The organism is Sedimentibacter sp. B4 (genome assembly GCF_000309315.1).
In the GTDB taxonomy this organism is placed as follows: domain Bacteria; phylum Bacillota; class Clostridia; order Tissierellales; family Sedimentibacteraceae; genus Sedimentibacter; species Sedimentibacter saalensis.
In genome coordinates this window covers 1-208 of the sequence record NZ_CANG01000398.1, presented here as the reverse complement: position 1 = coordinate 208, position 208 = coordinate 1, and the positions used below count along the sequence as shown (strand labels likewise).

Sequence of the window (208 nt, the reverse complement as noted above, 5' to 3'; positions counted from 1 at the left end):
CGGCCCCTTGGAGAGATCCGTGTTGGGGTCTTCGAAGTCCATGATCCTGACCGCGCCGACGTAGTGATTACCCGGCGTGTAGGTGTAGGTCCGCTTCTTCCAGTCGACGCCGTGGCCGGTGAGCAGGCGTGCCGAGTTCAGCACGTCGTCCTCGGTGTAGTTGCCCACGCCGACGGTGTGGAGTTCGAGCAGTTCCCGTCCGAGGTTC

At 63.5% G+C, this 208-nt stretch carries 1 protein-coding gene; it reads right to left on the bottom strand.

From position 1 onward, the window contains the following. The coding region (locus tag BN358_RS23525; protein WP_157593422.1) for a DUF1800 family protein at window positions 1-208 on the bottom strand (208 nt) is incomplete at both ends.